The sequence below is a fragment of the Bacillus sp. PS217 genome (assembly GCF_037963535.1).
Lineage (GTDB): Bacteria > Bacillota > Bacilli > Bacillales > Bacillaceae > Bacillus > Bacillus subtilis.
The window spans coordinates 4,134,085-4,160,403 of sequence record NZ_CP150157.1 but is presented as its reverse complement, the minus strand read 5'-3'; the positions used below and the strand labels follow the sequence as shown (position 1 = coordinate 4,160,403).

At 42.5% G+C, this 26,319-nt stretch carries 28 protein-coding genes; 22 read left to right on the top strand and 6 right to left on the bottom strand.

Annotated elements, in window-relative coordinates; translation table 11 throughout:
• Window positions 1-626 precede the first annotated feature (626 nt).
• From rpmH to noc, 8 genes are all read left to right on the top strand, one after another.
• Window positions 627-761: a 50S ribosomal protein L34 gene (gene rpmH / locus NSQ83_RS21535; protein ID WP_003178075.1), complete on the top strand. Its 135-nt coding sequence runs from the start codon at window positions 627-629 to the stop codon at window positions 759-761.
• Window positions 762-912: 151 nt separating this feature from the next.
• A complete protein-coding gene (gene rnpA / locus NSQ83_RS21530; protein WP_003242628.1) occupies window positions 913-1,263 on the top strand; it encodes a ribonuclease P protein component in 351 nt (116 codons plus the stop codon).
• A 144-nt stretch (window positions 1,264-1,407) separates the two neighbouring features.
• Window positions 1,408-2,193: a YidC family membrane integrase SpoIIIJ gene (spoIIIJ, locus tag NSQ83_RS21525; RefSeq protein ID WP_010886648.1), complete on the top strand. Its 786-nt coding sequence runs from the start codon at window positions 1,408-1,410 to the stop codon at window positions 2,191-2,193.
• Window positions 2,190-2,816, top strand: a complete 627-nt coding sequence (gene jag, locus NSQ83_RS21520; protein ID WP_088327392.1) for an RNA-binding cell elongation regulator Jag/EloR — start codon at window positions 2,190-2,192, stop codon at window positions 2,814-2,816. Before spoIIIJ ends, jag begins: the two co-directional genes overlap by 4 nt.
• Window positions 2,817-3,126: 310 nt before the next feature.
• Complete coding sequence (gene mnmE / locus NSQ83_RS21515) at window positions 3,127-4,506, top strand: tRNA uridine-5-carboxymethylaminomethyl(34) synthesis GTPase MnmE (protein ID WP_195727671.1); 1,380 nt, start codon at window positions 3,127-3,129, stop codon at window positions 4,504-4,506.
• A 20-nt stretch (window positions 4,507-4,526) separates the two neighbouring features.
• Window positions 4,527-6,413 (top strand): tRNA uridine-5-carboxymethylaminomethyl(34) synthesis enzyme MnmG, encoded by a 1,887-nt coding sequence (mnmG, locus tag NSQ83_RS21510; RefSeq protein WP_003226825.1) that lies wholly within the window; start codon window positions 4,527-4,529, stop codon window positions 6,411-6,413.
• Between the two features lie 13 nt (window positions 6,414-6,426).
• A complete protein-coding gene (gene rsmG, locus NSQ83_RS21505) occupies window positions 6,427-7,146 on the top strand; it encodes a 16S rRNA (guanine(527)-N(7))-methyltransferase RsmG (protein WP_003226827.1) in 720 nt (239 codons plus the stop codon).
• Window positions 7,147-7,267: 121 nt separating this feature from the next.
• Window positions 7,268-8,119, top strand: coding sequence for a nucleoid occlusion protein (gene noc, locus NSQ83_RS21500; RefSeq protein ID WP_015250778.1), 852 nt, complete (start codon window positions 7,268-7,270; stop codon window positions 8,117-8,119).
• 50 nt (window positions 8,120-8,169) lie between these two features.
• Here noc and NSQ83_RS21495 read toward each other — a convergent pair whose 3' ends face one another.
• Window positions 8,170-8,610 carry a PH domain-containing protein gene (locus NSQ83_RS21495; RefSeq protein WP_185184153.1) on the bottom strand — a complete coding sequence of 147 codons (441 nt, stop codon included), beginning with the start codon at window positions 8,608-8,610 and terminating at the stop codon, window positions 8,170-8,172.
• A 247-nt stretch (window positions 8,611-8,857) separates the two neighbouring features.
• On the opposite strand from NSQ83_RS21495, the gene soj reads away from it, so the two are divergent.
• Complete coding sequence (gene soj / locus NSQ83_RS21490; protein ID WP_198878345.1) at window positions 8,858-9,619, top strand: sporulation initiation inhibitor protein Soj; 762 nt, start codon at window positions 8,858-8,860, stop codon at window positions 9,617-9,619.
• Window positions 9,612-10,460, top strand: coding sequence for a stage 0 sporulation protein Spo0J (gene spo0J, locus NSQ83_RS21485; protein WP_003226832.1), 849 nt, complete (start codon window positions 9,612-9,614; stop codon window positions 10,458-10,460). Before soj ends, spo0J begins: the two co-directional genes overlap by 8 nt.
• 38 nt (window positions 10,461-10,498) lie before the next feature.
• Here the strand turns inward: spo0J and yyaC are convergent, their stop codons facing one another.
• Window positions 10,499-11,116: a spore protease YyaC gene (gene yyaC, locus NSQ83_RS21480; RefSeq protein ID WP_003243890.1), complete on the bottom strand. Its 618-nt coding sequence runs from the start codon at window positions 11,114-11,116 to the stop codon at window positions 10,499-10,501.
• Window positions 11,117-11,557: 441 nt separating this feature from the next.
• Between yyaC and NSQ83_RS21475 the strand changes: the two genes are divergently transcribed.
• The 11 genes from NSQ83_RS21475 (at window position 11,558) to NSQ83_RS21425 (ending at window position 20,220) form a co-directional block, all read left to right on the top strand.
• Window positions 11,558-12,574 (top strand): membrane protein, encoded by a 1,017-nt coding sequence (locus tag NSQ83_RS21475; protein WP_010886647.1) that lies wholly within the window; start codon window positions 11,558-11,560, stop codon window positions 12,572-12,574.
• Window positions 12,575-12,667: 93 nt separating this feature from the next.
• The gene (locus NSQ83_RS21470; RefSeq protein ID WP_003226838.1) at window positions 12,668-12,874 is read left to right on the top strand and encodes a DUF951 family protein; all 207 of its coding nucleotides are present in this window, start codon (window positions 12,668-12,670) and stop codon (window positions 12,872-12,874) included.
• 50 nt (window positions 12,875-12,924) lie between these two features.
• The gene (locus tag NSQ83_RS21465) at window positions 12,925-14,928 is read left to right on the top strand and encodes a molybdopterin-dependent oxidoreductase (RefSeq protein ID WP_198878346.1); all 2,004 of its coding nucleotides are present in this window, start codon (window positions 12,925-12,927) and stop codon (window positions 14,926-14,928) included.
• A 126-nt stretch (window positions 14,929-15,054) separates the two neighbouring features.
• Window positions 15,055-16,155, top strand: coding sequence for a redox-regulated ATPase YchF (ychF, locus tag NSQ83_RS21460; protein WP_003242727.1), 1,101 nt, complete (start codon window positions 15,055-15,057; stop codon window positions 16,153-16,155).
• Between the two features lie 110 nt (window positions 16,156-16,265).
• On the top strand, window positions 16,266-16,553 hold the full coding sequence (rpsF, locus tag NSQ83_RS21455) for a 30S ribosomal protein S6 (protein ID WP_003244064.1): 288 nt from the start codon (window positions 16,266-16,268) through the stop codon (window positions 16,551-16,553).
• Window positions 16,554-16,593: 40 nt separating this feature from the next.
• A complete protein-coding gene (gene ssbA, locus NSQ83_RS21450; protein WP_003219228.1) occupies window positions 16,594-17,112 on the top strand; it encodes a single-stranded DNA-binding protein SsbA in 519 nt (172 codons plus the stop codon).
• A gap of 43 nt (window positions 17,113-17,155) precedes the next feature.
• Complete coding sequence (gene rpsR, locus NSQ83_RS21445) at window positions 17,156-17,395, top strand: 30S ribosomal protein S18 (protein WP_003219224.1); 240 nt, start codon at window positions 17,156-17,158, stop codon at window positions 17,393-17,395.
• Between the two features lie 64 nt (window positions 17,396-17,459).
• On the top strand, window positions 17,460-18,218 hold the full coding sequence (gene xth, locus NSQ83_RS21440; RefSeq protein ID WP_038429969.1) for an exodeoxyribonuclease III: 759 nt from the start codon (window positions 17,460-17,462) through the stop codon (window positions 18,216-18,218).
• A 58-nt stretch (window positions 18,219-18,276) separates the two neighbouring features.
• Window positions 18,277-19,212, top strand: a complete 936-nt coding sequence (gene ccpB / locus NSQ83_RS21435; protein WP_153912460.1) for a transcriptional regulator CcpB — start codon at window positions 18,277-18,279, stop codon at window positions 19,210-19,212.
• A gap of 55 nt (window positions 19,213-19,267) precedes the next feature.
• Window positions 19,268-19,648 (top strand): VOC family protein, encoded by a 381-nt coding sequence (locus NSQ83_RS21430; protein WP_048654831.1) that lies wholly within the window; start codon window positions 19,268-19,270, stop codon window positions 19,646-19,648.
• A 17-nt stretch (window positions 19,649-19,665) separates the two neighbouring features.
• A complete protein-coding gene (locus tag NSQ83_RS21425; RefSeq protein WP_032722825.1) occupies window positions 19,666-20,220 on the top strand; it encodes a sugar O-acetyltransferase in 555 nt (184 codons plus the stop codon).
• 33 nt (window positions 20,221-20,253) lie between these two features.
• On the opposite strand, the gene NSQ83_RS21420 is transcribed toward NSQ83_RS21425, so the two are convergent.
• Entirely contained in the window at window positions 20,254-21,609 is a 1,356-nt protein-coding gene (locus tag NSQ83_RS21420; RefSeq protein WP_048654832.1) for an MFS transporter, read from the bottom strand.
• A 225-nt stretch (window positions 21,610-21,834) separates the two neighbouring features.
• Here NSQ83_RS21420 and NSQ83_RS21415 point away from each other — a divergent pair, with 225 nt between their 5' ends.
• A complete protein-coding gene (locus NSQ83_RS21415; protein ID WP_015250787.1) occupies window positions 21,835-22,734 on the top strand; it encodes a type II CAAX endopeptidase family protein in 900 nt (299 codons plus the stop codon).
• Here the strand turns inward: NSQ83_RS21415 and NSQ83_RS21410 are convergent.
• The 3 genes from NSQ83_RS21410 to NSQ83_RS21400 form a co-directional block, all read right to left on the bottom strand.
• Complete coding sequence (locus NSQ83_RS21410) at window positions 22,731-24,800, bottom strand: thioredoxin domain-containing protein (RefSeq protein WP_198878348.1); 2,070 nt, start codon at window positions 24,798-24,800, stop codon at window positions 22,731-22,733. The genes NSQ83_RS21415 and NSQ83_RS21410 overlap by 4 nt on opposite strands.
• 71 nt (window positions 24,801-24,871) lie before the next feature.
• Entirely contained in the window at window positions 24,872-25,789 is a 918-nt protein-coding gene (locus NSQ83_RS21405) for an EamA family transporter (RefSeq protein WP_089172735.1), read from the bottom strand.
• Entirely contained in the window at window positions 25,786-26,202 is a 417-nt protein-coding gene (locus NSQ83_RS21400) for a MerR family transcriptional regulator (RefSeq protein WP_089172734.1), read from the bottom strand. The genes NSQ83_RS21405 and NSQ83_RS21400 overlap by 4 nt, the downstream gene beginning before the upstream one ends.
• Window positions 26,203-26,319: the final 117 nt, after the last annotated feature.

Below are 26,319 nucleotides of genomic sequence, written 5' to 3'. Positions count from 1 at the left end.
CTTCCGGCACGTCCCTCCTTTTCATAGAAAATGTTGTCTTTCTCTGTTATAGAACACAAAAAAAGAGCAAATGGCGCTTACCATTCGTACACATTAAATGTTGAAAACATATAATATAGTAGATAAATAGCTTTTCGACAAATTTCACAACTTGTGGACAACCTTCTACACAAGCTGTGTGAAATCAATCCACAACTTATCCACACTTTGTGGATAAAGAGGAAAGGTAGTATTAGTAATCAAGAGTTAAAACACAAATATAATACCAAAATAAACGAGAGCTTGCAATGGTTGTCACAATCTTATCCACAAAGCGGACAACCTGTTGAAAAAACCTTGTCCACAGGGGTTGGTAATGTGAAAATGTTGTCGATAACCTCTGTGGATACTAAAAAAAGCCGAAAAAGATATCCACATGCGTGATTTTAGGGGCAAATTATTTGGATTTGTCTTTTTTCCGTAAAATTAACGAATCTAAAAAATAAGGTTTCGAAAGTTGAAAAGGTATGGTATCCTATTATGGTTGCAAGAAATAAAAGCACTAGTGAAGTTGACAATGAATAGGTAACGCAAATATAATAAGTAAGACTGTCTTTAACAGCTATTCCTCGAGGGAGGTGTCATAAATGAAAAGAACATTCCAACCGAATAACCGTAAACGCAGCAAAGTTCATGGCTTCAGAAGCCGTATGAGTTCAAAAAACGGTCGTCTAGTTTTAGCACGCCGTCGCCGCAAAGGCAGAAAAGTATTATCAGCTTAGGCCACTGAATAATGTCAGTGGTCTTTTTTCACGTTATGGGAAAAGATAGATGTGATGCGTAATGAACTGGGGCATGCTTCCTGGTTCAGATGCATCTCATGTTCATAATAAATTTTAAAAGTTTCTGCCAGCCAGTATCGGAGTGAGTCATTTGAAGAAGCGAAATCGTTTAAAGAAAAATGAAGATTTTCAAAAAGTGTTTAAACATGGGACATCAGTTGCAAACCGCCAGTTTGTCTTATATACGCTTGATCAGCCTGAAAATGATGAACTGCGTGTCGGGCTTTCCGTCAGCAAAAAAATTGGCAATGCCGTGATGCGAAATCGGATCAAACGTTTGATTCGGCAGGCCTTTCTTGAAGAGAAAGAGAGACTGAAGGAAAAGGATTACATCATTATTGCCAGAAAACCGGCGAGCCAGCTGACATATGAGGAAACGAAAAAAAGTCTGCAGCATCTATTCAGAAAGTCTTCATTATATAAGAAATCTTCGTCAAAGTAGGCATCACCACTGCTTTCTTACAACTTTTAAAAGCGCTTCCTTTCTGGTTGATCAGAAAAAGACACCATTTAAAACTGAAAGATGCTAAAATACATACAAGTATGCTTTGCAATAAAAGAGTGTAAAGATTAATTATAGGAGGAAATGTTGTTGAAAAGGAGAATAGGGTTGCTATTAAGTATGGTTGGCGTATTCATGCTTTTGGCTGGATGCTCGAGTGTGAAAGAGCCGATCACTGCAGATAGTCCGCATTTCTGGGACAAGTACGTAGTATATCCATTGTCTGAGCTCATTACGTATGTAGCGAAATTGACGGGAGATAACTACGGGCTTTCAATTATTCTAGTTACCATTTTAATTCGTTTATTAATTTTACCGCTGATGATTAAGCAGCTGAGAAGTTCGAAAGCGATGCAGGCTTTACAGCCGGAAATGCAAAAGCTTAAAGAAAAATACAGCTCAAAGGATCAAAAAACGCAGCAAAAGCTTCAACAGGAAACAATGGCTTTATTCCAAAAGCATGGTGTCAATCCATTGGCTGGATGTTTCCCGATTTTGATCCAGATGCCGATTTTAATTGGATTCTATCATGCGATCATGAGAACCCAGGCGATTTCAGAGCATAGCTTCTTATGGTTTGACTTAGGAGAAAAAGATCCTTACTATATTCTTCCTATCGTTGCCGGTGTCGCTACATTTGTTCAGCAAAAACTGATGATGGCTGGCAATGCGCAGCAAAATCCGCAAATGGCGATGATGCTTTGGATTATGCCAATTATGATTATCGTATTTGCGATCAACTTCCCGGCGGCTCTTTCTCTTTATTGGGTAGTTGGTAACTTGTTTATGATTGCGCAAACTTTCCTCATTAAAGGACCTGATATTAAAAAAAATCCTGAGCCGCAAAAAGCCGGAGGAAAGAAAAAGTGAGGAATGTGACTGCTGCAGGGCGAAATGTCGATGAAGCAGTACAGTCCGGATTGCAAGAGTTGGGATTAACGAAGGATAAGGTAGAAATTACTGTTATTGAAGAGGGAAACAAAGGGTTTCTCGGTATTTTCGGTAAAAAGCCTGCGATCGTAAAGCTGGTTGAAAAGATTGATCAGATTCAGCAAGCGAAGTTATATCTTCAAACGATTGCCGAAGCCATTGCCGGGAAGTCTGATGTGACTGTTCAAGAAAGCAAAAAGACAGTGAGATATCATATAACAGGTGAAAAGGCAGCATTGTTGATTGGGAAAAGAGGACAAACCTTAAACGCCCTTGAAACTTTGACACAGCTTGCCCTTAACCGTTATCCAGGCCAATATAAAAATGTGACGGTGGATGCAGAAAACTATCGTTTGAAAAGAAAAGAAACACTGAGCCAGCTGGCCATCAAGCTTGCTGACCAGGTTTTGAAAACGAAAAAATCCATCCAGCTTGAGCCTATGCCGTCCAGCGAAAGAAAAATTATTCACGATACTCTTTCTGGATATGCAAACCATCAGATCAAAACATATTCAATGGGTGAAGGCGAAAATCGTCATCTCGTTATTTCCCATAAAAGATAGCATAAAACCGAAGTCCGATAAAAATTGGATTTCGGTTTTTTTGTATCCGAAAAATCTACTTTTCCTAGTAATATCAAGGTTTTGCCGTTTAAGTTTTTTCTTTTTAGGTGTATCCTGTTGATAAAAAGGAAGTTCAGGAAATAAAATTAATTGTTATTCACATGTGGATAAGTTAAAGTAATAAGGGACGAATTTCTATTTCTGTGGATAACAAATCTTCCACTTCGAACCAAACTATGTTATCTTTTAGTTTTGGCATAATAAAAATTTTTTTATATAGATGAAGTATAAGTAAAGAGAGGTGAACAACATGGATACAATTGCGGCAATTTCCACACCGATGGGAGAAGGCGCGATTGCGATTGTACGGTTGAGCGGACCAGAAGCCATTCAAATCGCAGATAGAATTTATAAGGGACCGAAGGGGAAAACACTCAGCTCGGTCGAATCACATACGATTCATTATGGTCATATCGTAGACAGACCTTCAGATCGTGTCGTTGAGGAAGTAATGGTATCAGTGTTAAAAGCGCCGAGAACTTTTACACGGGAAGATGTTATCGAGATAAACTGTCACGGGGGAATTGTGACTGTGAACCAAGTGCTTCAGCTCGCATTGAGAGAGGGAGCGAGACTGGCAGAGCCTGGCGAATTTACGAAACGTGCGTTTTTAAACGGGCGAATCGATCTTTCACAGGCGGAAGCGGTTATGGACTTAATTAGAGCGAAAACGGACCGGGCAATGAACGTTGCTATGAATCAAATGGAAGGGCGTCTTTCTGCTTTGGTGCGCCGTTTGCGCAGTGAGATTTTAGAAACACTGGCCCATGTTGAGGTGAATATCGATTATCCGGAGTATGATGATGTAGAGGAAATGACGCATCAGATTTTAGTCGAAAAGGCAACCGCCGTGAAAAAGGAAATTGAGGCGCTGCTGAGGACTTCTGAGCAAGGAAAAATCTTGCGTGAAGGTCTTTCTACCGTCATTATCGGCCGGCCAAACGTAGGAAAATCATCTCTTCTGAACAGCCTCGTTCATGAGGCAAAAGCCATTGTAACCGATATTCCCGGAACGACACGGGATGTGATTGAGGAATACGTGAATGTAAGGGGCGTCCCGCTTCGTCTGGTTGATACAGCAGGTATTCGTGAAACAGAGGATATTGTTGAGCGAATCGGTGTTGAACGTTCTCGCCAGGTCCTAAAGGAAGCGGACCTGATTTTACTTGTGCTTAATTATAGTGAAGAGCTTTCTGAAGAAGACGTGAAGCTTTTTGAAGCCGTTAGGGGCATGGATGTTATCGTGATTTTGAATAAGACTGACCTTGAGGCGAAGATTGACACTGAACGTGTCCGTGAGCTTGCCAATGGACGTCCAGTTGTTACGACTTCTCTTTTAAAAGAGGAAGGCATTAATGATCTGGAAGAAGCGATTCAATCGCTGTTCTACACGGGTGCCATTGAAAGCGGGGATCTGACTTATGTCAGCAACACGCGTCACATCTCTATTTTACAGCAAGCAAAACGCGCCATTGAAGATGCGCTTAGCGGCATCGAACAGGATGTCCCGATCGACATGGTGCAAATTGACCTTACAAGATGCTGGGAGCTTTTAGGGGAAATCATTGGAGATTCTGTCCACGAAAGCTTAATTGATCAGCTCTTTTCTCAATTCTGTTTAGGAAAATAATTAAAGGAGGAACTAGAATCATGGGGTATGAAGCAGGCCAATACGATGTGATTGTGATTGGCGCCGGGCATGCCGGTGTTGAGGCTGCCCTCGCATCTGCACGCCAAGGCGCCAAAACGCTTGTCTTGACCATCAACCTAGATATGGTTGCATTTATGCCATGTAATCCGTCTGTCGGCGGCCCCGCAAAAGGGATTGTCGTCCGCGAAATTGACGCGCTCGGCGGAGAAATGGGAAGAAACATCGATAAAACACATATTCAAATGAGAATGCTGAATACAGGAAAAGGTCCTGCGGTTCGTGCATTACGTGCGCAAGCAGACAAATTCCAATATCAGCACGAAATGAAAAATACGCTTGAAAAAGAACCAAACTTAACATTGCTGCAAGGAATTGTGGAGCGGCTGATCGTTGAAGACGGCGAATGCCGAGGCGTTATTACACAAACCGGCGCACATTATCGTGCGAAAGCAGTTGTCATGACGACAGGGACATATTTAAGAGGACGTATCATTCTTGGCGATCTGTCTTACTCAAGCGGCCCGAATAACCAGCAGCCTTCTATTAAGCTTTCTGAGCATTTGGAGGAACTCGGTTTTGACCTTGTTCGTTTTAAAACAGGTACGCCGCCTCGCGTTAAAAGCGACACGATTGATTACAGTAAAACGGAAATTCAGCCTGGTGACGATGTGCCTCGCGCTTTCTCATATGAAACAGTGGAATATATCACAGATCAGCTCCCTTGCTGGCTGACATATACAAGCCCTGAGACACATGAGATTATTGACAGCAACCTGCACCGTTCACCGATGTATTCCGGTATGATCAAAGGTACGGGCCCAAGATACTGCCCATCCATTGAAGACAAAGTTGTCCGTTTTAATGATAAACCGCGTCACCAAATCTTCCTTGAGCCGGAAGGCAGAAATACACAGGAAGTCTATGTCCAAGGTTTATCTACAAGTCTTCCAGAAGACGTACAGCAAAGAATGCTTGCAACGATTCCTGGACTTGAAAACGTACAAATGATGAGAGCCGGCTATGCGATCGAGTATGATGCAATCGTACCGACACAGCTCTGGCCGACACTTGAAACAAAAAAAATCACAAACCTTTACACTGCAGGCCAAATTAACGGAACTTCCGGTTATGAAGAAGCTGCGGGACAAGGGATTATGGCGGGAATCAATGCAGGACGAAAAGCGCTTGGAAAAGAAGAAGTGATTTTAAGCCGTTCTGACGCCTATATTGGTGTTCTGATTGATGACCTTGTGACAAAAGGTACCAATGAGCCATATCGTCTTTTGACATCACGTGCGGAATACAGATTGCTGCTTCGCCATGACAATGCTGATTTGCGTCTGACAGAAATCGGACATCGCATTGGATTGATTTCTGATGAGCGCTATGCGGCTTTTGAGAAGAAAAAAGCGGCGATCGAGGCGGAGAAAAAACGTCTTCATTCTGTAATTATCAAGCCGTCTCCGGAAAATCAAGAATATATCCGTTCTCTTGGCGGAAGCGAATTGAAAGATGGAGTTCGCGGCACAGACTTGATGAAGCGTCCTGAAATGAACTATGAAACAGTCACAAAACTGGCGCCGCCAGAAGTGCCGGTTCCTCAAGACGTGGCAGAACAAGTAGAAATCCAAGTGAAATATGAAGGATATATTGAAAAATCTCTTCAGCAAGTGGAAAAACTAAAGAAGATGGAAAATAAAAAAATTCCAGATCGAATTGATTATGACGCAATTAAGGGGATTGCGACCGAGGCGCGTCAAAAACTGAAAAATGTACGGCCTTTGTCTGTTGCCCAAGCTTCCCGCATTTCCGGTGTAAACCCGGCGGACATTTCAATTCTATTGGTGTATTTAGAGCAGGGACGCATTGCGAAGATAGCCGAATAGAAAGGATGACGGCATGAATATTGAAGAATTCACTTCTGGTTTGGCGGAAAAAGGGATCTCCCTTTCTCCCCGTCAGCTGGAGCAATTTGAGCTGTATTACGACATGCTGGTTGAATGGAACGAAAAAATCAATCTGACTTCAATAACAGAGAAAAAAGAAGTGTATTTAAAGCATTTTTATGATTCCATTACAGCTACTTTTTATGTCGACTTCAATCAGGTGAACACGATTTGTGATGTCGGAGCGGGAGCGGGTTTTCCAAGTCTGCCGATAAAAATATGCTTTCCGCACCTCAATGTCACAATCGTAGATTCACTGAATAAACGGATCACGTTTTTAGAAAAGCTATCTGAGGCTTTGCAATTGGAGAATACAACATTCTGCCATGACAGAGCTGAAACGTTCGGGCAACGGAAAGACGTGCGTGAAAGCTATGATATTGTGACGGCACGAGCAGTTGCGAGATTATCTGTTTTGAGTGAGCTTTGCTTGCCTCTGGTGAAGAAAAACGGTTTATTTGTTGCTTTAAAAGCCGCATCAGCTGAAGAAGAACTGAATGCAGGCAAAAAAGCAATCACGACGCTTGGAGGAGAACTTGAGAATATCCATTCTTTTAAGCTGCCTATTGAAGAAAGCGATCGTAATATTATGGTGATACGCAAAATAAAAAATACGCCTAAGAAGTATCCAAGAAAACCGGGAACTCCTAATAAATCGCCAATTGAAGGGTAATTTAGACAGCCTGATATGACAATACCATCATATTTTCATCAAAATTGATGGATGTACAGCAGGAAAAACCATGAGAAAATAGAATTATAAAAATGGCAGTTTTTAAAGGTGGTGTAGGTACATGAAGCATTCATTCTCTCGTTTCTTCGGGCTTGGTGAGAAGGAACAGGAGCCGGAGATTGCTGAACATGATACAAACAAAGAAGAGATTCTGGAAATACCGGTAAATGCTATCGTTCCCAACCGTTTTCAGCCACGCACCATTTTCTCAGATGAAAAAATCAAAGAGTTAGCAATGACCATTCATACACACGGCATTATTCAGCCGATTGTTGTTAGGCATACAGAAGAAGAAGGCCAATACGAACTCATTGCAGGTGAAAGACGCTGGAGAGCGGTGCAATCGCTTGAGTGGGAAAAGATTCCGGCAATTATTAAGGATTTTTCCGACACGGAAACCGCTTCTGTGGCGTTAATCGAAAACTTGCAGCGGGAAGAACTGTCTTCTATTGAGGAAGCGCATGCTTATGCTAGGCTGCTTGAGCTGCATGATTTAACACAGGAGGCACTCGCACAGCGCTTAGGAAAAGGGCAGTCTACAATCGCGAATAAGCTTCGGTTATTAAAGCTGCCTCAGCCGGTCCAAGAGGCGATTATGGAGAAGAAAATCACCGAGCGCCATGCCAGAGCGCTGATTCCGCTGAAACAGCCTGAGCTCCAAGTCACACTGCTCACAGAGATTATTGAGAAAAGTTTAAATGTAAAGCAGACGGAAGACCGCGTGGTGAAAATGCTGGAGCAAGGCAAGAGAAAGCCAAAGCCGAGACGCAAAGCATTCAGCAGAGATACAAGAATTGCGATGAACACGATTCGCCAGTCACTATCAATGGTGGAAGACAGCGGTGTAAAATTGAATACGGAAGAAGAAGAATTTGAAGAATATATTCAATTAACGATTCGCATACCAAAATAGAAGCTCTCCTGAAAAGCAGGAGAGCTTTTTATATTTTTAATAAAAGGTAATCACTTACTTTTAGTGAAAATTATTATATTAGAATTCTTTTCTTTGAGTTTGTGGATAAACTCTTCAGATTTTTGCGGTGAAATCACTGCATGTCCCCATCCCCCCTGATAATATATTGTGATGGCATGGCGAGAGCCGATCAGACGAAAACCGGACCATAGTTTCTTTTTTTGAACGACTTTATCGATTTTTTCATAAGGAATTTGATGTTTGATCAATCCGGCTTTAATGATCAGATGTTGTTCCTTCAATACATATTTTAGGTCAATAAAGCTCCAAATGATGAGTCCATTTAAAAGAGTCAACAGAATAAAAATGATCCAGCCGGAAACTCTCATATTTCCCAGCACAAAAGGAACAATGGCATCTGCTTGTATCAGTAATATGAGAAACACAATCATCAGCGTAACGGGTACATCCCTCTTCGTTTGATAAACCATTTTCTCACCATCCTGTTTCCACGTTCTGTACTGTGACTTCTTCTTTTTTTCTTTAAGAAATTCCTTTTTTAAGTCAAAAAAACATAGAAATTGCAGAATTTATAAGAGAAAGCATAAAGCGTGCTTGAATTTTCAATTATTTCCCTTCTGATTCGGAACAAAATGATGAAAAAAATGAAACGCTTTAATCTTTTTTTGATAGAATAGAAGCAAGATAGTACATGTTCATGTGAAAGTAGGTGACATCGTGGGAAAAATCATAGCAATTACGAACCAAAAAGGCGGGGTCGGCAAAACAACGACGTCTGTCAACCTTGGGGCATGTTTGGCTTACATAGGGAAAAGGGTTCTGCTGGTAGATATTGATCCGCAGGGAAATGCGACAAGCGGATTAGGGATTGAAAAAGCCGATGTAGAGCAGTGTGTGTACGATATTTTAGTAGATGATGCAGATGTAATAGATATTATTAAAGCAACGACAGTAGAGAACTTGGATGTGATTCCTGCGACGATTCAGCTTGCAGGGGCTGAGATCGAGCTGGTTCCTACAATATCAAGAGAAGTGAGATTGAAGAGAGCGCTTGAAGCAGTAAAGCAAAATTATGATTATATTATCATTGATTGTCCGCCGTCATTGGGCTTGCTGACGGTTAATGCCCTTACTGCCTCGGATTCCGTTGTGATTCCTGTACAGTGCGAATATTATGCCTTGGAGGGTCTCAGCCAGTTATTAAATACAGTACGTCTTGTGCAAAAGCATTTGAATACTGATTTAATGATTGAAGGTGTATTGCTGACAATGCTTGATGCCCGGACAAACCTTGGTATTCAAGTGATTGAAGAGGTTAAAAAGTATTTTAGGGATAAAGTATATAAGACAGTTATTCCGCGTAATGTCCGTCTGAGTGAGGCACCGAGTCACGGAAAACCCATCATTTTATACGATCCGCGGTCAAGAGGTGCGGAAGTATATTTAGATTTAGCAAAGGAAGTGGCTGCGAATGGCTAAAGGCCTTGGAAAAGGGATTAATGCGTTATTTAATCAGGTAGATTTGTCTGAAGAGACAGTTGAAGAAATTAAAATTGCCGATTTACGCCCTAATCCTTATCAGCCAAGAAAACACTTTGATGACGAGGCATTAGCTGAACTAAAAGAATCTGTGTTGCAGCATGGCATTCTTCAGCCGCTTATCGTCAGAAAATCTTTAAAAGGCTATGATATTGTTGCGGGTGAACGGCGTTTTCGAGCGGCAAAGCTGGCAGGTTTAGATACAGTTCCGGCCATTGTCCGTGAATTATCAGAGGCGTTAATGAGGGAAATTGCTTTATTAGAAAACCTTCAGCGTGAAGATTTATCTCCGCTTGAAGAGGCTCAGGCATATGACTCCTTGTTGAAACACTTAGATCTCACACAAGAGCAGCTTGCCAAACGTCTTGGGAAAAGCAGGCCGCATATTGCGAATCATTTAAGACTGCTGACACTGCCAGAAAATATTCAACAGCTTATTGCCGAAGGCACGCTTTCTATGGGACATGGACGCACGCTTCTTGGCTTAAAAAACAAAAATAAGCTTGAACCGCTGGTACAAAAAGTGATTGCGGAGCAGCTCAATGTTCGCCAGCTTGAGCAGCTGATTCAGCAGTTGAATCAGAATGTTCCACGTGAAACAAAGAAAAAAGAACCTGTGAAAGATGCGGTTCTAAAAGAACGAGAATCCTATCTCCAAAATTATTTTGGAACAACAGTTAATATTAAAAGACAGAAGAAAAAAGGCAAAATCGAAATTGAATTTTTCTCTAATGAAGACCTTGACCGGATTTTAGAGCTTTTGTCTGAACGAGAATCATAAATGAAAAAACCATCTTTCAAACGAAGATGGTTTTTATTTTATATGCGCCCAGTGAGCCTTTGCAACGGGTTAAGGCGTTCTTGCCTCCACTCTGTCCGATCTGTTAAACTCAAACCTTCCGCTAAAACATTTGCCATATTCATGACCAAGTTGAGTCTAGTATTTTGCAATACAAAATATTCCATAAAACCGCTCACATTCACGATTCCGTTAATATGAAGATCTCCCACTTCAGGAAGGTCTTTTTGTACACCGGCGCCGGGCTTTAATGGCCCGTCCCCGATTTGAAATGAACCCACACTCTTAACGCGGCCTAAGCATGCATCGACTGCTATAACAAATGGGTTTTTATGTAATTTATGAATGTCATTGATTTTATCCTTCATGTTCACAGCATGGACGGGGTCAGATAAGGTTCCGTAGACATGGAATCTGGTGAGCTGCATCTGTTTGAGTTTCATTCCTACGAGCGGGCCTAATGAGTCACCGGTTGAACGGTCTGTTCCGATACAAACCACAACAATTGGTTTGCCGGCCGCTTTACGTAAGGATGAAGAAAGAATGGTTTGGATTTGTTTTGCTGCAGCTGCATCTGTATGTGAAACATATTGTTTTACTCGTTCCTGAGAGGAAAAAAGCCCGCCTTTTCGATTCATAGGTTTCACTTCCTTGTTATAGTAGGTAACAGAATTGCTATGGTGTGTGTTTCGTTATGTAAGGTTGTTTACAGTATATCCAGCAGTACGGTTTTTTATGCTTTGTGTATGACACCGGAGATTTTAAAAAAGTAGAGGTTATTATGAATGGTTAGTGGGTGAATTATAAATATTGTCCCCCATTGCCTCGATCATGATCAAGCTACGGTTTGCTTACAAAACACTTTATAGATAGGAATGGTTAATGAGGTTCATTCCTTCATTCCACTGCAAGATGATATATTTTTAGACTGCCTCCATTAGCAGTCTTTTTTTTATGTGTATTTCGTATGATAATTTCACCTTGTATTTAAATGTCTATGAAAATATGGCATGTTTGCTTTCTTTTATTTATATAGTAACAATAACGGAAACAAGCTGAACTTTGTCTATGAGGTGATAGTGTTGTGGAGAGCCGGAATGAAGTGGATGCTGCTCATATTAGGGAGCCTGATCGGGGCCGGTTATGCGAGCGGTCAGGAGATATGGCAGTTTTTTGGGGCGGAAAGCGGACTTGCTATTGTGCTGTTTACAATCATGTTCATTTTCTCGTCTTATATTGTGATGAAAATCAGTTTTAAAGTTCAATCCACTCATTTTCTGCCGGTTCTGGAGCATTTAATGGGGCCATGGCTGGCGAAAATTTATGATGTCCTCATCATTTTTTATTTGTTTTCGACGACTATGGTGATGATTGCGGGAGGCGGTGTGACCCTGCAAATGTACAAGCTTCCTTTCTGGTGGGGAATCACGCTGATTTGCATCGTGACAGTGTGTTTGTTTTTGTGGGATGTGAAAGGAATATTATCTATAAATAGTATTTTGATTCCTGTGTTAGTAGCGGGGCTTTTATATGCGCTGATCTCTTTTCAGAGCACACATCACCATACGTGGACGATTGATTTGTCCCAGCAGTATAACTGGCCTGCGAGCATTACGTTTACCTCTTTAAACATCCTTTCAGTTGTTGCGATTTTATCCTCTGTTGGGAAAGAGATGAAAGGGCTCGGAGAAGCAAAAATCGCAAGTGTGGCAAGCGGTCTTATTTTTGGCGTGATCTCATTTGTTTATAATGAAACGTTGGTGGAGCTGGCGGGCTCCCTTTCTCAGTTTGAAATACCGCTGTTTGCCGTTCTGGAGGGTGCGCCTTATTTCCTTTTTTTATGTATGACGGCGGTGCTGTGCCTGGCGATTTACACGACGACGGTAGCAGGTTTGCTGGGGCTGTCCAGCCGGCTGATGGCGTTTATTCATATGCCTAGATGGATGATTGTGTTGATTTTGTTAGTGTTAATGGTACCTTTTACTTCTTTCGGATTTTCTGATTTGATCGCGTTCTTGTATCCGATATATGGGATGCTCAATTTGTATTTGTTAGTTTGTCTGCTCTTATATCCTATTTTGAGTAAATGGAAATAAGAGGATGGATTTCTTTTCGGGTATCTTGATTGCTCTTATGATCAGTTTTTTTGTACAATAGATACAGCAGTTTAGGAAAAGAGGTGAAGGGTCTTGGCGGATAAAGACTTTGGCCTGAATGATATCGTAGAAATGAAAAAACCGCATCCATGCGGAGCGAACAGCTGGAAAATTATACGCATGGGAATGGATATTCGAATTAAGTGTGAGGGATGCTCTCACAGTGTTATGATTCCGAGAAGAGAATTTGAAAGAAAACTAAAAAAAGTACTAGTCAAGCATGAGGAGCCTACTTCATAAATAGGCCGACACTCATGCTTTTTCATATAGAAGGTAAGGAGAAGACGGCGATGAGCAAAGTGCATCAGTCGGCATGTCCGCTGAATTGTTGGGACAGCTGCGGCTTTTTGGTGACTGTTGATGATGGAAAGGTAACAAAAGTGGACGGAGATCCAAACCATCCGATTACGGAAGGTAAAATCTGCGGCCGCGGCAGAATGCTTGAGACAAAAACAAATTCTCCTGATCGGCTTCGCTATCCAATGAAAAAACAAAATGGCGAGTTTGTGCGGATTTCTTGGGAGCAGGCACTTGATGAAATTGCCGATAAACTTCGGGAAATCAAGGAAACGTCGGAGACGACTGCTGTTTTGCACAGCCATGATTATGCGAATAACGGTCTGTTAAAAGCGCTTGATCAGCGTTTTTTTAATGGATATGGAGGCGTGACTGAAATCGTCGGAAGCATATGCTGGGGCTCCGGCATCGAGGCGCAAAGCTGGGATTTTGGCCGTTCGTACGGTCACGGCCCGCTTGATATTTACAACAGCAAGCATGTTGTTGTGTGGGGAAGAAATGTATCCAGAACAAATATGCACTTATACCATCACTTGCAGCAGGTGAAAAAGAAGGGCGCCACGATTACGGTGATTGATCCGATCTTCAACCCGACTGCAAAGCTTGCTGACCGCTATATCTCTGTAAAGCCTGGAATGGACGGCTGGCTTGCGGCAGCCGTTTTGAAGGTTCTGATTGAGACGGGAAGAACGGATGAAACGTTTATTTCTGAGCATTCTGTCGGTTTTGATGATGTGAAAGAGCTTTTGAAAACTGTTTCTCTGGAAGAGTTTATTGTGAAAACAGAAACTTCTATGGAGGAGCTGGAGTATCTGGCCGGTTTGTATGCTGATGGTCCGGTGTCTACTTTTATGGGGCTTGGCATGCAGCGATATAAAAACGGCGGCGGAACGATTCGTTGGATTGATGCACTCGTTGCGGCAAGCGGAAATGTCGGAATTAAGGGCGGCGGCGCGAATTTCGGAAATGTCCAGATTGGCGAGAGCTTTGCAAAAACAAAGCTGACGTTGCCGGAATTAAAAACAACATCACGTTCTTTTTCAATGATGACGCAGGCTGAAGAAGTGTTGACCGCTGCTGATCCTGCGATTGAGATGATTATTGTGACGTGCGGAAATCCGCTGACTCAGGTGCCGAATACAAATAAGGTGAGACAAGCTTTTGAAAAGGTTCCAATGACGGTCGCGATTGATTCCATTATGACGGATACCGCAAAGCTATGTGATTATGTTTTGCCGACTGCCACTGTTTTTGAAGAAGAAGATATCTACTATTCCAGTATGTATCATCATTATGTTCAGTACGGGAAGAAGCTTGTGGAGCCGCAGGGTGAAGCGAAGTCGGACAGCTGGATCTGGTCAGAGCTTGCAAAACGTCTTGGGTTTGGCGAGCTGTTTGAATACAGCACTCAAGAATTTTTAGAGATGGGGCTTTCTTCATTGGAAGCAGAGGATGTGACACTTGAGCGTTTAAAAGAAAAAGGCCACCTCCCTCTTCCAGTAAAACAGGTGCCGTGGGATGATTATCAGTTTTTGACGCCGAGTGGAAAATTTGAATTTACTTCGTCGCTAGCTGAGCAAAAGGGATTTAGCGGCTCGCTTCAATTAAATGTGCCCGAAGAATCTGTTTTCCATAATGAGGAGTTAGCTGAAAAGTACCCTTATACGCTGTTATCCATTCATCCGCAGCGTTCCAACCATTCACAGCATGTGCCGTTTATTGAAAAGCTTCAGCACGTTCAGGTCGATATTTCTCCAGATATAGCGGCTGAGCAGGATCTTCAGGATGGAGACGAAGTTGTTATCTTTAATGACCGCGGACGCTTGAAGGGCAAGGTGAAAGTGATGAAGCAGGCTCATGCGAAGACGATTAATATAGATGAAGGCATGTGGGCGGCTTTTGGAGGGTCAGTCAATGCACTGACAAATGATACAAATTCTGATAATGGAATGGGAAGTACGCTTTTTGACTGTTTAGTAGGCTTGAAAAAAGCATAATCAAAGGGATTGGCAGGCTGAAAATGCTTTTTTGTCAGCTTGTCTTTTCCAGTGAACCTCCTTATAATTGCTCTAGGTTCAAAATACGTTCATACAATGACGGTTTTATATAGAGGAGATGAAAGAATGGCTTTAACAGCTGGAATTGTTGGTTTGCCGAACGTCGGAAAATCAACACTATTTAACGCAATTACACAGGCCGGTGCCGAATCAGCCAACTACCCGTTCTGTACAATTGATCCGAACGTGGGAATTGTAGAGGTGCCGGATGATCGTCTGCAAAAGCTGACTGAGCTGGTCAACCCGAAGAAGACTGTGCCGACTGCTTTTGAATTCACTGATATTGCAGGGATTGTAAAGGGCGCATCTAAAGGAGAAGGACTCGGCAACAAGTTCCTATCTCATATTCGCCAAGTTGACGCGATTTGCCACGTTGTCCGTGCTTTTTCCGATGACAACATTACACACGTTTCCGGAAAGGTTGATCCGATTGATGACATTGAAACGATCAACCTTGAGCTGATCCTCGCTGATATGGAAACGGTTGAAAAGCGGATTACACGCGTCAGCAAGCTTGCGAAGCAAAAAGATAAAGACGCTGTATTTGAGTTTGAGATTTTATCTAAACTGAAAGAAGCGTTTGAGAGTGAAAAGCCTGCTCGATCTGTAGAATTCACTGAGGAGCAGCAAAAGCTTGTGAAGCAGCTCCATTTACTGACTTCGAAGCCTATTTTGTACGTGGCCAACGTAAGTGAAGATGAAGTTGCTGATCCATCTGGCAATGAAAATGTAGCGAAGATTCGCGAGTACGCTGCCGGCGAAAACGCAGAAGTTATCGTTGTGTGTGCAAAAATCGAATCTGAAATCGCTGAGCTTGAAGGCGAAGAAAAGCAAATGTTCTTGGAAGAGCTGGGCATTCAAGAATCAGGTCTTGATCAGCTGATCAAAGCGTCTTACTCTCTTCTCGGCCTCGCAACATATTTCACAGCCGGAGAACAGGAAGTCAGAGCTTGGACATTCAAAAAAGGCATGAAAGCCCCTGAGTGTGCAGGAATTATTCATAGTGACTTTGAGCGGGGCTTCATTCGTGCTGAGACAGTTGCTTATGAGGATCTTCTTGCGGGCGGCGGTATGGCAGGAGCTAAAGAGGCAGGAAAAGTCCGCCTTGAAGGGAAAGAATATGTGGTTCAAGACGGAGATGTTATTCATTTCCGATTTAATGTATAGGATGCAGTTGTAAAGGGACAAGAGCTTTGGTATAATATAAAATTGTGAGTAATAGAATTATTGCTCCTTGCCCATTATGGGCCGCTTAGTCCAAAAGGAGGTGCAAACAGATGAGAAAGTACGAAGTTATGTACATTATCCGCCCAAACATTGACGAAGAGTCTAAAAAAGCAGTTATCGAGCGTTTCAACAACGTTCTGACTTCTAACGGTGCGGAGATCACTGGAACAAAGGATTGGGGTAAACGTCGTCTTGCTTACGAAATCAACGATTTCCGCGACGGTTTCTACCAAATCGTAAACGTTCAATCTGACGCTGCGGCAGTTCAAGAATTTGACCGTCTAGCTAAGATCAGTGACGATATCATTCGCCACATTGTTGTTAAAGAAGAAGAATAAGCAATTTTGAAATATATAATGGTAAAAGGTGGTCTTTCTTATGCTTAACCGAGTTGTATTAGTCGGAAGACTGACAAAAGACCCAGAGCTTCGTTATACGCCAAACGGTGCGGCTGTTGCTACGTTTACTCTTGCTGTGAATCGTACATTTACGAACCAGTCCGGAGAACGTGAGGCCGATTTCATTAATTGTGTCACTTGGAGAAGACAAGCCGAAAACGTTGCAAACTTCTTGAAAAAAGGAAGCCTTGCAGGCGTAGATGGCCGTTTACAAACAAGAAACTATGAAAACCAGCAAGGACAGCGTGTCTTCGTGACAGAGGTCCAAGCTGAAAGTGTTCAATTTCTTGAGCCGAAAAACGGCGGCGGTTCTGGTTCAGGTGGATACAACGAAGGAAACAGCGGCGGAGGCCAGTACTTTGGCGGAGGCCAAAATGATAATCCATTTGGGGGAAACCAAAACAACCAGAGACGCAATCAGGGGAACAGCTTTAATGATGACCCATTTGCCAACGACGGCAAACCGATTGACATCTCGGATGATGATCTTCCATTCTAATGTGATTATCGCCTAAAATGAAAAAGAAAGGAGGGAAATGACAATGGCAGGAGGACGCAGAGGCGGTCGTGCGAAACGCCGTAAAGTGTGTTATTTCACTTCTAACGGTATCACGCACATCGACTACAAAGATGTAGATCTTCTTAAAAAGTTTGTTTCTGAGCGCGGTAAAATTTTACCACGTCGTGTAACTGGAACAAACGCTAAATACCAACGTAAATTGACTGCAGCGATCAAACGCGCACGTCAAATGGCTTTACTTCCATACGTAAGTGGTGAGTAAGCTGATGCGTAAAGAGCAAGAACCTTCGGGTTCTTGCTCTTTTTTATAGGGGGGAGGATGAAACATGAAGTTGATTTCATGGAATGTAAACGGCCTGCGGGCTGTGATGAGAAAAATGGATTTCCTCTCTTATTTGAAAGAAGAGGATGCAGATATTATATGTCTTCAGGAAACGAAGATACAGGACGGCCAGGTTGATCTCCAGCCTGAAGGCTATCATGTGTACTGGAATTATGCAGTGAAAAAAGGATATTCCGGCACAGCTGTTTTTTCTAAGCAAGAACCGCTGCAGGTCATCTACGGTATCGGAGTAGAAGAGCATGACCAAGAAGGCAGAGTGATTACGCTGGAATTTGAAAACGTGTATGTGATGACTGTTTACACGCCCAATTCCAGAAGGGGATTAGAGCGGATTGATTACCGCATGCAATGGGAAGAGGCTTTATTGTCTTATATTCTTGAATTGGATCAGAAAAAACCAGTGATTTTATGCGGTGATTTGAATGTAGCCCATCAGGAGATTGATTTGAAAAATCCAAAGGTGAACCGGAATAACGCTGGATTTTCAGATCAAGAAAGAGGGGCATTCACTCGTTTCTTAGAAGCTGGCTTTGTTGATTCTTTCCGTCATGTTTATCCTGATCTTGAAGGCGCTTATTCCTGGTGGTCGTATCGTGCCGGCGCCCGGGACAGAAATATCGGATGGCGGATTGATTATTTTGTTGTTTCTGAAAGACTTAAGGAACAGATTGAAGATGCCAGCATATCAGCGGACGTCATGGGTTCCGACCATTGTCCTGTTGAACTTATCATCAATATATGATGAGATAGCAGTAAGGATTTTACACTTACTGCTTTTTTTATATGAAAAGGAGAAAGAGATGGCAAATATAAAAGAGATCGCAAGACTGGCAAATGTATCTGTTTCGACTGTCTCGCGTGTATTGAATCATCATCCTTATGTGTCTGAAGAAAAGAGAAAGCTTGTTCATCAAGTCATGAAGGAATTGGATTATACGCCAAATCGAACCGCAATCGATCTCATTCGCGGGAAAACCCATACGGTCGGTGTGATTCTGCCTTATAGCGATCATCCCTGCTTTGATAAAATCGTTAACGGAATCACCAAGGCGGCTTTTCAGCATGAGTATGCAACGACCCTCCTCCCCACCAATTATAACCCCGCTATTGAAATCAAATATTTAGAGCTGTTAAGAACGAAGAAAATAGACGGTCTCATCATTACTTCCCGCGCCAATCATTGGGACAGCATTTTAGCTTATCAGGAATATGGGCCGATCATCGCTTGTGAGGATACCGGAGACATTGATGTTCCTTGTGCTTTTAATGACAGAAAAACTGCTTATGCAGAGAGCTTTCGCTATTTAAAGAGCCGCGGGCATGAGAATATTGCTTTTACGTGTGTCAGAGAAGCTGATAGGAGCCCGAGCACGGCTGATAAAGCTGCGGCCTATAAAGCTGTCTGCGGAAGGTTGGAAGACCGCCATATGCTGTCCGGATGTAACAATATGAATGATGGTGAGCTGGCAGCTGAACATTTTTATATGAGCGGGCGGGTTCCGACTGCTATTTATGCAAATAGTGATGAAGTGGCAGCTGGAATTCATCTATTTGCCAAAAAGAGTAATTGGGATGTTGAAATCATAGGCGAGGGGAATACTTCTATCAGCCGTGTTCTTGGTTTTCCGTCGCTTGATTTGAATCTTGAGCAGCTCGGCATCGCAGCATTTTCTCTATTTTTGCAGGATGAACCCGCTGATATCAAAATTCAGCATAAATTTAAGAAAAAAGCTTGAACTGAAATGCATTTCATACCTTATAACTTCATTGAAGGCGAAGGAGGAGGAAGAAATGCATATTGAACATACAGCGGTCTGGGTCAATGATTTAGAGCGAATGAAATCTTTTTATGAAACGTATTTTAATGGCGAAGCGAATGATTTGTATCATAATGAGAAAAAAGATTTTAAGTCTTATTTTATTACGTTTGATTCCGGAGCAAGGCTGGAGATTATGAAAAAAGGGAATGTGACCGATCCGTCCTCACAAACAATGACAGGCTGGGCACATATTGCCTTTTCCGTTGGGAGCCGGGAGAAAGTTGACGAACTGACTAATCGATTGAAGGCGGATGGTTTCGCAGTAGTTAACGGCCCGAGGACAACAGGAGACGGCTACTATGAAAGTGTGATTGAGGATGATGAAGGAAATTTGATCGAGATTACAATCTGACATCTGGAGTGACTTACATGCTGAGGACAGAAAAAGAAAAAATGGCAGCCGGAGAATTATACAATTCGGAAGATCAACAACTATTACTAGAACGCAAACATGCGAGACAGCTGATTAGACAATATAACGAAACACCGGAAGATGATGCAGTGCGGACGGAGCTTTTGAAGGAGCTGCTCGGTTCGGTTGGGGATCAAGTCACGATTTTGCCGACATTCCGCTGTGATTATGGCTATCACATTCATATCGGAGATCATACATTTGTTAATTTTGACTGTGTCATTTTAGATGTGTGTGAGGTGCGTATCGGCCGTCATTGTTTGATTGCGCCAGGTGTACATATCTACACGGCCGGTCACCCTCTTGATCCGATCGAAAGGAAATCCGGGAAGGAGTTCGGTAAGCCTGTGACAATTGGAGATCAAGTTTGGATTGGAGGCCGGGCGGTGATTAACCCGGGAGTGACAATCGGTGATAACGCAGTGATTGCTTCTGGATCTGTTGTCACTAAGGATGTACCCGCTAATACTGTTGTAGGCGGAAACCCCGCGAGGATTTTGAAGCAATTGTAATGAGATCAGTGCGGCAGATCCGCACTGACTTTTTTAAATCTGTTTCGCATTCGTATTAGGACCGAAGAAGATTAACAGCAAGGAGCATGCGAGCCAGCAGCCCCCAATAAATAAGAAGACGCTGATATAGCCGAGCTGAACGGCAATAAATCCGACAAGCAATGAGCCAAAAATGTTTGAAAAACGGCCAAGACCATAGGCTAAACCGCTGCCAGACGAGCGGTATTCAGTCGGATAAGGTTCAGATGTATAGGCGTATAAGTTCGAGGTAAAGACCCGTTCTGTGATATTCACGATAAAACCAAATACAATGATCATGATGGGAATAAAAGTCATACCATATAAGAGCCCGGCGATGGCCGTCAGAAACGCACTCGCAGCTAAAATCCATTTTCTTTGAAATCTTTCGGAAATCATGGAGCCGAGCAGTGCACCAAGCGGAGCGCCGATGGAATGCAATACGTTATACCACAATGTATTTTCCATGGTGACGCCATTGCTTTTTAGCAGGCTTGGAACCCATGAGGCAAATCCGTAAAACCCAAACGTTTCAAAAATCCATACAGCAGATAATACGATGGTGATTTTGAGGTTTCTGCCTTTCAATAAGCCGGCATAACCTGCATTCTGCTTAACAGTTTCGCTTACTTTAGGCTGGGATGCTGCCGGAAGCGGGCCTTTCTCCTTTTCAACCTGTGCCTCAATTCGGTTGAGGATCGCATCGGCTTTCGCATATTCCCCGCGATTTTCGTGCCAGCGAGGCGACTCTTCCAGCCGTCGAATAAAGAAAAAATAAATAAGGCCGACGGCACCCCATACAAATACTAGCCTCCATCCCCATGAACCAAGAGGAATGACAAAGGCAGACACAATGTTGGTGATCGGAACCCCGATCAATCCAATCATGGCACAAAAAGAAATATATTTTCCACGTACACTTGAAGGGAAAAATTCCGCCAAATAGCTATTCGTAATGACCATGGCGGCTGCAACGCCAAATCCGGTGAGAAAACGGAATGTCATTAAAGATGGAATGTCCCATGCCGCAGCATTGCATAGCGATGCGATTGAGAAAACAAAGACAAATAGATTTAAGGCTTTTTTGCGGCCGATTCGATCGGACAGCCGTCCGCCCAGTGAAGCGCCTAAAAACATGCCTAAAAACGAAGCAGCCGTTACGTTAGCAATAGTTGAAAGCGGGATGCCCCAATGCTCGATCAGTGCCGGCGCTACATTGCTGAGGGTAAATAAATCTGCGAGATCAAAGAAATAAACAATGCCGAGAGCGGTTAACACTTGGAAATGAACGCGTGAAATCGGAAGGCGGTCTAAACGATTCGCTGCGTTTGAGAAAGGATGTGTATTCTTTTGTTTGAAGATCGTATTCATAAAAAACCCCCTTTTAGTAGTAAGAAAAGACTGAAAATTCCCCTCTTGGGACTATTATAAGTATCTTGGTTCATTGGCAACAGAGTTCAAATCACTAGATGGAAGAACTAAATTCACACTTTATATTTTAATTTTGCTTGAAAGATTTCCAAAACAGTAGATTCATAGACCAATTTATGCAAATATATAGTAATATTCTCATTGAAAGGAAGAGACATAGAAGGAATGAATTCATTTATCCGTCCTATAGAAGGAAACAATACGTTGTGGAGATATTTTTTCGCTTTTTTGGTGATGGTAGGGTTATATGTATTCGGGAATATAGCTTACCTTTTCGCTATACTGTTCACGGTTATTGTGAATCCCAATATCACGTTTGATTTGGATGAAGCTGTGCTGAGTGATCCCCTCGTAGATCTTTATTTGTCCCATGTGATTTATTTATTCGCCATTCCGGGAGTTTGGCTGGCTGTGCGCTTTATTTTGAAGCGGCCTTTCCGAACTGTGATTACACCAAATTCAAAGATGAATTGGCGGAGAATTTCCTTTGGTTTTATTGCTTATTTCTTGCTGATGATCGCCGTACAATTGATTGATTTTGCGATTCATCCTGATAGCTATTCAATGCAAGAGTTTAATGCCTCACGCTTTATCTGGCTGCTAGCGGCTGCCCTCATTTTGGTTCCGATTCAGACATCAGCTGAGGAACTGTTTTTCAGGGGATTTTTGCTTCAAGCTTTCGGGAGATTGACGAAAAATCCTCTATTTTTGACACTGATTGTCGGAGGATTGTTTGGCGTATTGCATTTTGCGAATCCAGAAATGAACAATGGCGCTGTCTGGGCAGGAATTGAGTATTTAACATTTGGTTTTGTGTGGACCTATTACACGATTAAAACTGGAAGCATCGAAATATCACTTGGCGCCCATGCCGCGAATAATATGTTTTTGTGTATGTTTATTACAGAAAAAAACAGTGTGTATGGAGGAATTCCTTCTCTGTTTACGGTTACGCGGGGGAACCCGATGTGGGAGGCTTTCTTTACGATAGCGGTCAACCTTGTGTTTGCGGGGATCGCTTTATGGTACCATAAGAAATCAAAAAGTAAGCAGCAAGGGTCTTAATCCCTGCTGCTTATTAATGTGTGGATCGCTTCTTCAATATTTGTTGTCGGCTGCTGGCAGGCGAAGTTTTCACAAATATAAACGGTTGTTTTGCCGTCTATGATGCGGTAGTCTGCAGCGAATGGCGCAATGTCTTTGCATTGATCAGGATGCTCTGCTACCAGAATGGAGTCGTTAGGCTTAAAGGCTTTTTGGAGCTCTGTTATGATTTGTTTTCTGGCTGGATCGTCTGCGCTTCCAAAAATCACGATTTCTTTTTTAGGCATTAGATGCCTTAACACACTTTGCATAAAGAAAGCATGGCCGCTCGGATACGCGTCGATGTCTGGCTTGAACACGGAAAACATCGTTTCCGCTTTTTCGATCAGTGATAAGTCGCCGGTGACTTGGCCGAGACGCAGCAGCTGAACAGCTGCCACACTGTTTCCGGAAGGCACGGCGCCGTCGTACACTTCTTTTTCCCGTACGATTAAGGCTTCTGCATCGTGTCCGGTGAAGTAGAATCCGCCATGCTCCTCATCCCAAAATAAGCTGATCATATCGTCTGTCAGTTTCTTCGCTTTTTGTAAATAAGAAAGATCAAACGAAGCTTCATAGAGATCCAGATAAGCCCATAGGAGAAAAGCGTAATCGTCGATAAAGCCTTTGGTTTTCACTTCGCCATCACGATATCGGACCATCACACGGCCGTCGATGATTAATTTGTTTTCAATAAATGTGATGGCGTCTTTCGCTAGGCTGAGATATTTCGGCTCCTGGTATACCTTTGCCGCTTTCGCAAGACCCGCGATCATCAGCGCGTTCCATGAGGTAAGCACTTTATCATCGACATGGGGATAGGTTCTTTCCTCGCGTGTCTTCAAGAGCTGCTGTCTTGCGTCTTCGAGTTTGAGGCTGAGCTCTTTTTCGGTTAACCCGGCATCCTCTTTGATTTGTTCTCGCTTTGTGTGAATGAGGTTAGGAATATTTTTGCCTTCAAAGTTTCCTTCTTCAGTGATGTCATACACTTGGCAATACAGCGTTCCGAGATCGTCTCCGAGCGTTTTTAGAATCTCTTCCTTTGACCACACGTAGTACTTTCCTTCTTCTCCTTCTGTATCCGCGTCTAAAGCAGAGAAAAAGCTTCCGTCTTCATGAGTCATTTCCCTCTGAATGAACGTAATGATCTGCTCACAAATCTCTTTATAGCGGCTGTTTTGCGTGACCTGATAGGCTTCTGTATAAGCGGTCAGCAGCAGCGCATTGTCGTACAGCATTTTTTCAAAGTGGGGAACGAGCCACTCGTCATCGGTCGAATAGCGGGCGAACCCATAGCCGATATGATCGTAAATGCCGCCATTCGCCATGCTGTCCAGCGTTTTCGTCACGTTGTATAAAGCGTTCTCCTGCCCCGTATTGTGATGATAACGAAGCAAATACATCAGCATATGGGGCATCGGAAATTTCGGTGCCTGCCCGAAACCGCCGTAGATCGTATCAAACCCGCTGGCAAGCTGCTGGAATGTCCGGTGAATCGCTGACTCGCTAAGGCCTTCACCTGATTTGGCGGCTGTTTTGGTCTGCAAATGTTTAGCGGCGTTCTCCGCAATATCCTCGACATGCTCGCGGTCGTTCGCAAACGTCTCAGACAGATGCTCAAGCACATCAACAAAACCAGGACGATTGAATTTGCTCGTCTTTGGAAAATATGTACCCGCGTAAAACGGCTTCTGATCAGGCGTGATAAACACATTCAGCGGCCAGCCGCCCTGCCCGGTCATCAGCTGGCAGATTCTCATATAAACAGAATCCACATCCGGCCGCTCTTCCCGGTCGACTTTAATCGCCACAAACCGTTCATTGAGAAGACGCGCGATTTCTTCGTCTTCAAAGCTTTCGTGAGCCATAACGTGGCACCAATGACAAGTCGAATAACCGATGCTGACCAGAACCGGCTTGTTTTCGCGTTTTGCTTTTTCAAAAGCTTCTTCTCCCCACGGGAACCAGTCCACAGGGTTGTGGGCGTGTTGGAGTAAATATGGTGATTTCTCATTGATTAATCTATTGGGTTTACTTTTGTTTGGCATGGGATCACCTTCTTCCTATAATTAGTGTATATTTAACTTAACACATTTTCTCAAAAATACTCCCTATTTCTTTATATAGCTGACTGTTCTTTAGTATTGTACTTAGGAATACGTATTACCCCCGAAGCGGTTAAAACGCCTAATATAACTAGCACAGCCCCAATAACTTGAAATACCTTTATTGGTGTTCCAACGGCAAATGAAATAATCATCGTTACAACGGGAACAAGGTTGAAAAATAAAGATGTTTTACTAGCCCCAATCTCTTTAATCCCCTGATTCCACCATAGGTAACCCAAAACACTTGTAAAGAAAGCCATAAAAGCAATTGCCCCCCAAACTCCAATCGGGATGTTCGATAAAGAAACAGGTTTGGATGTAAATAAGGAAACTACTATTAAACTAACAGCACCGATAACCATCGTATAAGTGGTTGTAGATACCGGTGTACCATCCTTTACAAACCGACGTCCAAGTACGCCATAAAGTGCCCAACAAACGTTACCTGTAAAGATTATTAAGTCTCCTCCTGAAATTGATAAGGTTTTAATGGTTTCGATAGAACCTTGTGTAATGACTAACAATACACCGATGAATGCAAAGAATATGCCGAGTACTTGTTTTTTTGTCATGTTGTCCTTTAAGATAATTCGAGCGAGAATTGCTGTTAATAAAGGATTCAGCCCCATTATTAATGCTCCGTTAACGGAAGATGTATATTTTAAACCAACAAAAAACAAGGCATTAAATCCAAAGATTCCTATAATTCCAAGAACAATGTATGAAACGGCGTTTTTCCGTAATTGACTCTTCTTTATACCTTCAGTAAAAATCAAAATGATGAGCATCACTGCAGCCGCTAAACCGAAACGCCATGCCGCAGAAGACGATGGAGAAAAATATCCAACTGTATATTTTGCAAGATTAAAAGTAGCTCCCGTGAAAATAGAGAAGCCAAGTAACATTATGTATATATTTAAATGTTTCATTTGTTTTCCACTTCCTCTTTCAAAATTGAATAATATGTATCCAGTTTTCCTTTTGTAGTAGAAATCACTTCTTCCAGCTCCCTTTTTTTAATTTCCATTTTCTCTAAGTGCTTGGTTAAAATCTCAATACGTTTATTTATAGATGGGGAGAGTTGTGCCGATTTAGCATCCGAATTGATTTTTTCCAAAATGCATCCGTCTTTGACAAACTCATTAATATCCTCTAAAGACATACCTGTTTCCTTTAAACTTTTCAGGAATAACATGAACTGAATATCAGTCTCCGTATAAAAACGCCTTCCACTGTTTTTTCGTTTTGGTGGTGGAAGTAACCCAATCTTTTCGTAATATCTTAATGTATACGAACTAATACTAGTCTTCTCAGCAGCTTTACTAATGGAATACAACAACATCATCCCTCTCATTTAATTAAAGTTAGTTTACAATTTAGAGTTAACTCTAAGTCAAGCAAATAAAAAAACCTGCTACCGCGTGGTTACGGATTACAGGTTTTAGAAAATGAATGACAT

Excerpts from the sequence above, each read along its gene's own strand:
- rpsR (WP_003219224.1), top strand. The coding sequence starts at position 17,156 with ATGGCAGGAGGACGCAGAGGCGGTCGTGCGAAACGCCGTAAAGTGTGT.
- rpmH (WP_003178075.1), top strand. The coding sequence starts at position 627 with ATGAAAAGAACATTCCAACCGAATAACCGTAAACGCAGCAAAGTTCAT.
- ccpB (WP_153912460.1), top strand. The coding sequence starts at position 18,277 with ATGGCAAATATAAAAGAGATCGCAAGACTGGCAAATGTATCTGTTTCG.
- NSQ83_RS21495 (WP_185184153.1), bottom strand. The coding sequence starts at position 8,610 with ATGGTTTATCAAACGAAGAGGGATGTACCCGTTACGCTGATGATTGTG.
- NSQ83_RS21425 (WP_032722825.1), top strand. The coding sequence starts at position 19,666 with ATGCTGAGGACAGAAAAAGAAAAAATGGCAGCCGGAGAATTATACAAT.
- NSQ83_RS21410 (WP_198878348.1), bottom strand. The coding sequence starts at position 24,800 with ATGCCAAACAAAAGTAAACCCAATAGATTAATCAATGAGAAATCACCA.
- ychF (WP_003242727.1), top strand. The coding sequence starts at position 15,055 with ATGGCTTTAACAGCTGGAATTGTTGGTTTGCCGAACGTCGGAAAATCA.
- rsmG (WP_003226827.1), top strand. The coding sequence starts at position 6,427 with ATGAATATTGAAGAATTCACTTCTGGTTTGGCGGAAAAAGGGATCTCC.
- xth (WP_038429969.1), top strand. The coding sequence starts at position 17,460 with ATGAAGTTGATTTCATGGAATGTAAACGGCCTGCGGGCTGTGATGAGA.
- NSQ83_RS21465 (WP_198878346.1), top strand. The coding sequence starts at position 12,925 with ATGAGCAAAGTGCATCAGTCGGCATGTCCGCTGAATTGTTGGGACAGC.
- NSQ83_RS21400 (WP_089172734.1), bottom strand. The coding sequence starts at position 26,202 with ATGTTGTTGTATTCCATTAGTAAAGCTGCTGAGAAGACTAGTATTAGT.
- rpsF (WP_003244064.1), top strand. The coding sequence starts at position 16,266 with ATGAGAAAGTACGAAGTTATGTACATTATCCGCCCAAACATTGACGAA.
- spoIIIJ (WP_010886648.1), top strand. The coding sequence starts at position 1,408 with ATGTTGTTGAAAAGGAGAATAGGGTTGCTATTAAGTATGGTTGGCGTA.
- yyaC (WP_003243890.1), bottom strand. The coding sequence starts at position 11,116 with ATGAATCGAAAAGGCGGGCTTTTTTCCTCTCAGGAACGAGTAAAACAA.
- NSQ83_RS21405 (WP_089172735.1), bottom strand. The coding sequence starts at position 25,789 with ATGAAACATTTAAATATATACATAATGTTACTTGGCTTCTCTATTTTC.
- NSQ83_RS21430 (WP_048654831.1), top strand. The coding sequence starts at position 19,268 with ATGCATATTGAACATACAGCGGTCTGGGTCAATGATTTAGAGCGAATG.
- NSQ83_RS21415 (WP_015250787.1), top strand. The coding sequence starts at position 21,835 with ATGAATTCATTTATCCGTCCTATAGAAGGAAACAATACGTTGTGGAGA.
- mnmE (WP_195727671.1), top strand. The coding sequence starts at position 3,127 with ATGGATACAATTGCGGCAATTTCCACACCGATGGGAGAAGGCGCGATT.
- spo0J (WP_003226832.1), top strand. The coding sequence starts at position 9,612 with ATGGCTAAAGGCCTTGGAAAAGGGATTAATGCGTTATTTAATCAGGTA.
- noc (WP_015250778.1), top strand. The coding sequence starts at position 7,268 with ATGAAGCATTCATTCTCTCGTTTCTTCGGGCTTGGTGAGAAGGAACAG.
- NSQ83_RS21420 (WP_048654832.1), bottom strand. The coding sequence starts at position 21,609 with ATGAATACGATCTTCAAACAAAAGAATACACATCCTTTCTCAAACGCA.
- mnmG (WP_003226825.1), top strand. The coding sequence starts at position 4,527 with ATGGGGTATGAAGCAGGCCAATACGATGTGATTGTGATTGGCGCCGGG.
- ssbA (WP_003219228.1), top strand. The coding sequence starts at position 16,594 with ATGCTTAACCGAGTTGTATTAGTCGGAAGACTGACAAAAGACCCAGAG.